The sequence below is a fragment of the Anaerolineae bacterium genome, from assembly GCA_011176535.1.
Classification (GTDB): Bacteria; Chloroflexota; Anaerolineae; order Anaerolineales; family DRMV01; genus DUEP01.
Genome location: DUEP01000061.1, coordinates 1 through 6,412, shown reverse-complemented (window position 1 = coordinate 6,412; position 6,412 = coordinate 1). Strand labels below are relative to the sequence as shown.

General features: G+C 63.2%; 4 protein-coding genes. 3 read left to right on the top strand and 1 reads right to left on the bottom strand.

The window, feature by feature from the left end:
- Positions 1-33: 33 nt before the first annotated feature.
- A complete protein-coding gene (locus tag G4O04_06650; protein ID HEY58200.1) occupies positions 34-1,437 on the top strand; it encodes a bifunctional folylpolyglutamate synthase/dihydrofolate synthase in 1,404 nt (467 codons plus the stop codon).
- A gap of 32 nt (positions 1,438-1,469) precedes the next feature.
- Positions 1,470-3,935 (top strand): endopeptidase La, encoded by a 2,466-nt coding sequence (gene lon, locus G4O04_06645; GenBank protein HEY58199.1) that lies wholly within the window; start codon positions 1,470-1,472, stop codon positions 3,933-3,935.
- A gap of 204 nt (positions 3,936-4,139) precedes the next feature.
- Here the strand turns inward: lon and G4O04_06640 are convergent, their stop codons facing one another.
- Positions 4,140-4,964, bottom strand: coding sequence for a YwiC-like family protein (locus G4O04_06640; GenBank protein HEY58198.1), 825 nt, complete (start codon positions 4,962-4,964; stop codon positions 4,140-4,142).
- A 243-nt stretch (positions 4,965-5,207) separates the two neighbouring features.
- Between G4O04_06640 and G4O04_06635 the strand changes: the two genes are divergently transcribed.
- Entirely contained in the window at positions 5,208-5,762 is a 555-nt protein-coding gene (locus G4O04_06635) for a hypothetical protein (GenBank protein HEY58197.1), read from the top strand.
- The last annotated feature ends 650 nt before the right edge of the window (positions 5,763-6,412 follow it).

The following is a 6,412-nucleotide window of genomic DNA, read 5'->3' as shown; positions in this document are numbered from 1 at the left end:
CCACTCTGGGGGGCTGGGGGTACAATCAGCCCTATGAAAAGACGACCGGAAGACAAGGAACGGGCTTACTATGAAGCCCTAGACTACCTGTACAGTTTTGTCGATTACAGTCTCACCCGCAATCTGCGCAACGCGCCGGAAAAGTTCGATTTGGGCCGTATGGAGGCCCTGCTGACGGCGTTAGGCGCCCCCCACCGGGCCTATCCGGTGGTGCACATCGCAGGCACCAAGGGGAAGGGCTCGGTGGCGGCCATGACCGCTGCCGCGTTACAGGCCGCCGGTTACCGCGTGGGCCTGTACACTTCCCCCCATCTGCAGGATTTTGCCGAGCGCATTCAAGTGGATAGGCAACCCATCTCCCACGGCGATTTGGCTGCAGTGGTGGCACAACTCAAGCCGCATGTGGAGCGCATTCCCCGCCTGACCACGTTTGAGTTGACCACGGCCAGCGCTTTCCTCTACTTCGCCTGGCAAAAGGTGGATGTGGCCGTGGTGGAGGTGGGCCTGGGCGGGCGGTTGGACGCCACCAATGTGGTCCTGCCCGAAGTGAGCGTGATCACCTCGATTTCGTATGACCATACGGCCATCCTGGGGCACACCCTGGCGGCCATCGCGCGCGAGAAAGCCGGTATCGTCAAGCCCGGCGTGCCCGTTGTTATGGCCCCCCAGGCCGACGAGGCGCGGGAGACCATCCTGCGCATCGCCCGCCAACGCCACGCCCCGGTGATCGAAGTGGGACGCGATTGCCATTACGCGCCGTTGGCCCGCGGCCTGGATGGTCAAACGGTGTTGGTTTGGCCTGAGCAGGACCGCGAGGGAGTGGAAGCCTTCATCCAGTCCGGCGGCATCGCCGAGTGGGAGCCGGTGCGACTCCACATCCCCCTTTTGGGGCCGCATCAGGTGGTCAACGCAGCCACAGCCTACGCGGCTTTGCAAGTGTTGCGCCGGCGCGGGCTGGCACTGGACGATCAGACCATCCGGGAAGGGATGGCCCGCACCCGTTGGCCGGCCCGCTTTGAGGTGTTTCAACGCCACCCGCCCGTGGTGGTGGATGGAGCCCACAACGCGGCGGCCGCCCGGCAGGTGCGCCTCACGGTGGACGAGTACTTTCCCCAGTGGCCGGTGGTGCTGGTCTTTGGCGCTTCGGAGGACAAGGACATTGCGGGCATGCTGGCCGAGTTGCTGCCGCGGGCCCGGGAGGTGATCCTCACCCAGTCAGTGCACCCGCGGGCGGCCGACCCGGACAGCCTGTTGGAGATGGTGCGACCCTACGGCAAACCGGCCTGGGTAGTGGCTTCGGTGCCCGAGTCCCTGGAGACGGCGCTGCGCCGCTCGGCGGGAGAGGCCGTGGTGCTGGTGACCGGGAGTTTGTTCGTGGCCGCCGCTGCCCGGACCGCCTGGCAGGAAAGGGCCCTGCAACCCATGCTTGTCGTGTAACCCCGGTGGATGAGGTTTGAGGAAAGAGACTTATGGCCCCTTATGAGTTTGATGACTACGATGACCTGGACGCCCCGGAGTGGGAAGACACGGCCGAGGCGTTGCTGGAGGAATACCAGCGGCAAACCGAGGCCCTTTACCGGACCCCTGAGGCGGTGCCGGACGACGAGGGGCTGATCATCCTGCCCGTGGTGTTCCTCCGCGGTGCCGTGGTGTACCCACGAATGTTAACACCGATTTTCGTGGACGAGGAACTTTCCGTTCCGGCCATCGAAGCGGCGCGGGAACGCGGGACTACGGTGCTGGCTTTTCCGCTGTACGACCCCGATGTGGTGCGCCCCCGCAAAGGGGATATTTTTCCCATCGGCGTTGAAGCGGCTGCCGGTCGGCCTTTGAGCCTGCCCGATGAGCAGCGCTCGGCGCTGATGCAGGGCCGCCGTCGGGTGCGGCTGGTGCGCATTGTGCGCTGGAAGCCCTTTGTGGTGGCTCAGGCCGTGCCCTTGCCCTTGCAGGATGCCAAAGATCGGGAAACCGAGGCGTTGCTGCGCAACGCCTTGCGTTTGCTCCAACGAATGGCCGAACTTTCCAGCACGGTGCCTGAGGAAGCCTATCTTTTCGCCCTCAACATCGATTCGCCCGATTGGGCGACCGATTTCATCAGCACCACGCTGGCGCCTGATTGGGGCCGCCAGTTGGAGGTGTTGAGCACCCTCTCGCCCAAGGAGCGCCTGCGCAAGGTGGTGGACTGGCTGGCCCAGGAGGTGGATGTCCTCGAACTGGAAGACGAAATCCACCATCGGGTGCAAAGCGAAATGGACCGCAGCCAGCGGGAAGCCTACCTGCGCGAGCAGATGCGGGCCATTCAGAGCGAGTTGGGCGAGGGGGACTTCTGGCAGAAAGAACTGAACGAACTGCGCCAGCGCATCGAAAAGGCCGATTTGCCCGAGGAGCCGCGCAAGGTGGCCCTGCGCGAATGGGAGCGCCTGAGCCAGTTGCCTCCCATGTCACCCGAGGTGGGCATTGTCCGCACCTACATCGACTGGATTTTGGAACTGCCCTGGACCGAGCGCACGGAGGACAACCTCGACCTGGCGCATGCCCGCAAGGTGTTGGAGCGCAACCACTACGGGTTGAAGCGGGCCAAGGAGCGCATTCTGGAGTTCATGGCCGTGCTCAGCCTGAAGCCCAAGCGGCCGCGGCAACCCATCTTGTGCTTTGTGGGCCCGCCGGGCACGGGCAAGACTTCCTTGGGGCGTTCCATCGCCGAGGCCCTGGGCCGCAAGTTCGTGCGCGTCTCGTTGGGCGGCGTGCGCGACGAAGCCGAGATCCGTGGCCACCGGCGCACCTACATCGGCGCGTTGCCGGGCCGCATCCTGCAGACCATGCGTCGCGCGGGGACGGTGAACCCGCTCTTCATGCTCGACGAAATCGACAAATTGGGTGCGGACTTTCGCGGGGATCCGGCCGCCGCCCTGTTAGAGGTCCTGGACCCGGAGCAAAACCACGCCTTCTCGGACCACTACCTGGAGATCCCATACGACCTTTCCCAGGTGATGTTCATCACCACGGCCAACACCCTGAGCACCATCCCCCCGGCCCTGCTGGATCGGATGGAGGTTATCGAGTTTCCGGGTTATGTGGAAGAAGAAAAGGTGCAGATCGCCAAACGGTTCCTCATCCCGCGCCAGTTGGAGGAAACGGGCCTGGAGCCGGAAGAGGTGAGTTTCACCGAGAGCGCCATCAAGCGTGTCATCCGGCAATACACCTACGAGGCCGGGGTGCGCAATCTGGAGCGTGAACTGGGGCGCATCCTGCGCAAAGTCGCCCGACTGAAAGCCGAGGTGAAGCGCTTCCCCTCAAAGATCACCCCTCAGGTGGTGGAGCGTCTGTTGGGACCGCCTCAGTTCTTTGAAAGCGAGGCGGAAAAAGAGGACGAAGTGGGCGTGGCCACGGCGCTGGCCTGGACCGAGGCGGGTGGCGATGTGATGCCGGTGGAAGTGTTGCTCATGGAGGGCAAAGGCGAGATCAAAATCACCGGCCAGGTGGGCGAAATCATGCAGGAATCGGCCCAGGCGGCGCTTTCCTACCTACGGGCGCGGGCGAAATCCTTCGGGCTGCAGGCCGAGGTCTTCGAGAAAACGGATATCCACATCCACATCCCCGAGGGCAGCGTGCCCAAGGACGGCCCCAGCGCCGGGGTGACCATCGCCACGGCGCTAGTCTCGGCCTTCACCGGGCGCAAGGTGCGCCATGAGGTGGGCATGACGGGCGAGATCACCTTGCGCGGCAAAGTGTTGCCCGTGGGCGGCGTGCGCGAAAAGGTGCTGGCGGCCCACCGCGCCGGGCTGAAAGAAGTCATTTTGCCGAAGCGCAATCTCAAGGACTTGGTGGAGGTGCCCCGCTCGGTGCGAGAGGCCCTGCGCATCATGCCCGTCAACCACCTGGACGAAGTGTTGCGCGAGGCATTGCGCCCTGCGTCGAAAGAAGAAACAACCTGACGGGCTCTGTCAGCCCGTCAGGTTTTGTCATCCCCGCCTGGATGAAGTGCCGCGCAAGGCGTGGCGCCTTGCGCTGAAAAAGAGACGGACGGGCCAGCAAGCCCGTCCGTTGGTTGTCATCCCTGCCCGGACGAAGGGCTGCGCGAGGCGTGGCGCCTTGCGTTGAAAAGGAGACGGACGGGCCAGCGAGCCTGTCAGCTTTTGTCATCCCATCCGCCAGGTCAGGATGAACACCAGGGTGAACAGCGTGCTGACCACCATTTGGCGGATACCGATGCGGCTGGGCCGCCACTTCACGGCCGGGTGCCAGGTGCCCCAGAGCACTTCGGCGAACTGGACCAGGTACGCCAGCCACACCCAGGGGGGGATGGAGCGGCTCAGGCCCAGCACCAGCGCCAGGACCACATTGAACCCGGCGTACATCAGGGCGCGATGGCCGGCGTTGAATCGCTCCTCCAAAGGCGGCACTTCGGCCCAACTGCGCTGTTCCAGGCGCAGGTAGACGAACACAATGGAGGCCGCCGATTGGAGCCAGGCCAGCAGCCACAGCAGCCAGCCCGCGGGCTGGGGGCCGTTGTAAGGCATCCAGTAAGCCGCCGGGGCGGCCAGGGCCAGAACCCCGCTGGCCACGATCTCCACTCCGATTTGCCGCCGTTCGTTTCGCCGGGCGACCAGCATCAGATGCCAGGCGAACACCAGGATGCCCGGCGGCAGCAGCCAGAGCAGGTAAACATGCCCTTGTTGGAGCAGCACGACCAACGCGGCCAGGCCGATGATCCCGTAAACGGCCGACCAGAGCAGGCCATACGGGAGGTACTCGCGTGGCCGTCGCCCGCTGAGCACCTTGACCACCATGGCCACCGGCTGACGCATGAAAAAGGCCGCCAGCAAACCCAGAAGCAGGTACCCTATGTCCGGGGTCCAGTGTTTGCCGGCGAAGAGGCCGATGAACAACGGACTCAACAGAAAGGTCCAGGCCCCATGTTCCTGGGGCAGGGCGACCAGGCGATGTTTACGGAAGTCGCGCATCGTGAGGTCGTCCTCCGTGCAGGATGAGGGTGAGGGCTTTATTGTATCACTGCTCTTTGAGATATTTCAATTTAGTTAGGTAGACATAAAAATGTCCACTGGGCTGTACCAAGCTCCTCAAAGGAGAAGAGAAAAACGCATAGGCTGACCTCTATGACAAAAAAATTAAGCATTCCATCCTTTTTCAGAGGGTCAACCCATGCCTTCCCAAAAGAAGCATGGCAAAGCGAAAAGGCCTTCGCCTTGTCCGAATGGGCAAGTCACTGGTTCCAGCAGGCCTGCGCCTGGGCCCGGCGAGAGGCGCAAACCTTTTTGGAGGCGTTGGATGCCTGGCTGTTGGCACCCAAACCTCAAGGCTGGCAGGTGGTGGGGCAGCGGCCCCGCACGGTGGTCACCCGCTTTGGTGAAATGACCTTCCGGCGGCGCTTGTACCGCGATCCCCAAGGGCACACCTGGTTTTTGCTAAACGAGGTGCTGAACTTACCGGCTCACCAAGGGGCCGCAGCGGAAGGGACCGAGGCGGTGGTAGCCCTGGCGGCCGAAACCGTCTTTGGGCGGGCGGCTGAAGTCTTGGCCCTGCTCACCGCCGGGGTGTTGCCTCCCAGCACCATCTGGCGCCTGACTCAAAGAATAGGAAAAAACCATCCCGGAGGCGGAAGCGGAAGCAGTGGAGCGGGTCTTTGGTCAGGGGGCCGCTCCGCAGCCACAGGGAGAGCAAGCGGCCCCAAGGCTCTCTATCAAAGCCGATGGCGTGCTGGTGAGGCAGCGTACAGGCCAGGGGCATACGGTATGGCGTGAGGTACGGGTTGGGTTGTCCTATGATGACATGGGCCTGGAACAAGTCTATGCCCAAGGGCCTGGGGGAGGGGGACTTCCGGGAGGGCGCCCGTCTCATCTGGAGGGCCGTATGGGATTGGACCCAGGTGGAAGAAGTGGTGCTCAGCGGGGATGATGTAGCTTGGATTGAGGAAGGCCGTGGGCTGTATGAACGGATCATTCGACCCTCCACATTGTCCGGGCGGCCGGTGCGGAGGGTGGAGCCCCTTTGAGTACCGCCCTGCAAGCCGGGGAATGGGAACGGGTGGCAGCCCTCTGGGCCCAGGTACCGGCACCTGACGGGCAGGCCTCGCCCTGGCAACAACAAGCCTGGGCCTGGCTGGACAAGCACCTGGAAGACCCCCGTATGGTGCGCTGGGGGCACCAAAGCGGCTATGCAGGCGAAGAGGTGGAGAGGTTAGGCCATATGGAAAGCCAGATGCGGGCGTTGATCGCCCATCGGATGAAAGGCAAAGGACGTCATTGGTCGGCGCAAGGCCTGGGCGCGCTAGAAGTAAATTTATGGCAGGTCCGCGCTTGCGCCTACCAAACTGAAATACACTCGGCACGCACAACGCCAATTGACAATGTTGTATTATGAGAATATAATGAGGGTTGTGTTAGCTTGTGGT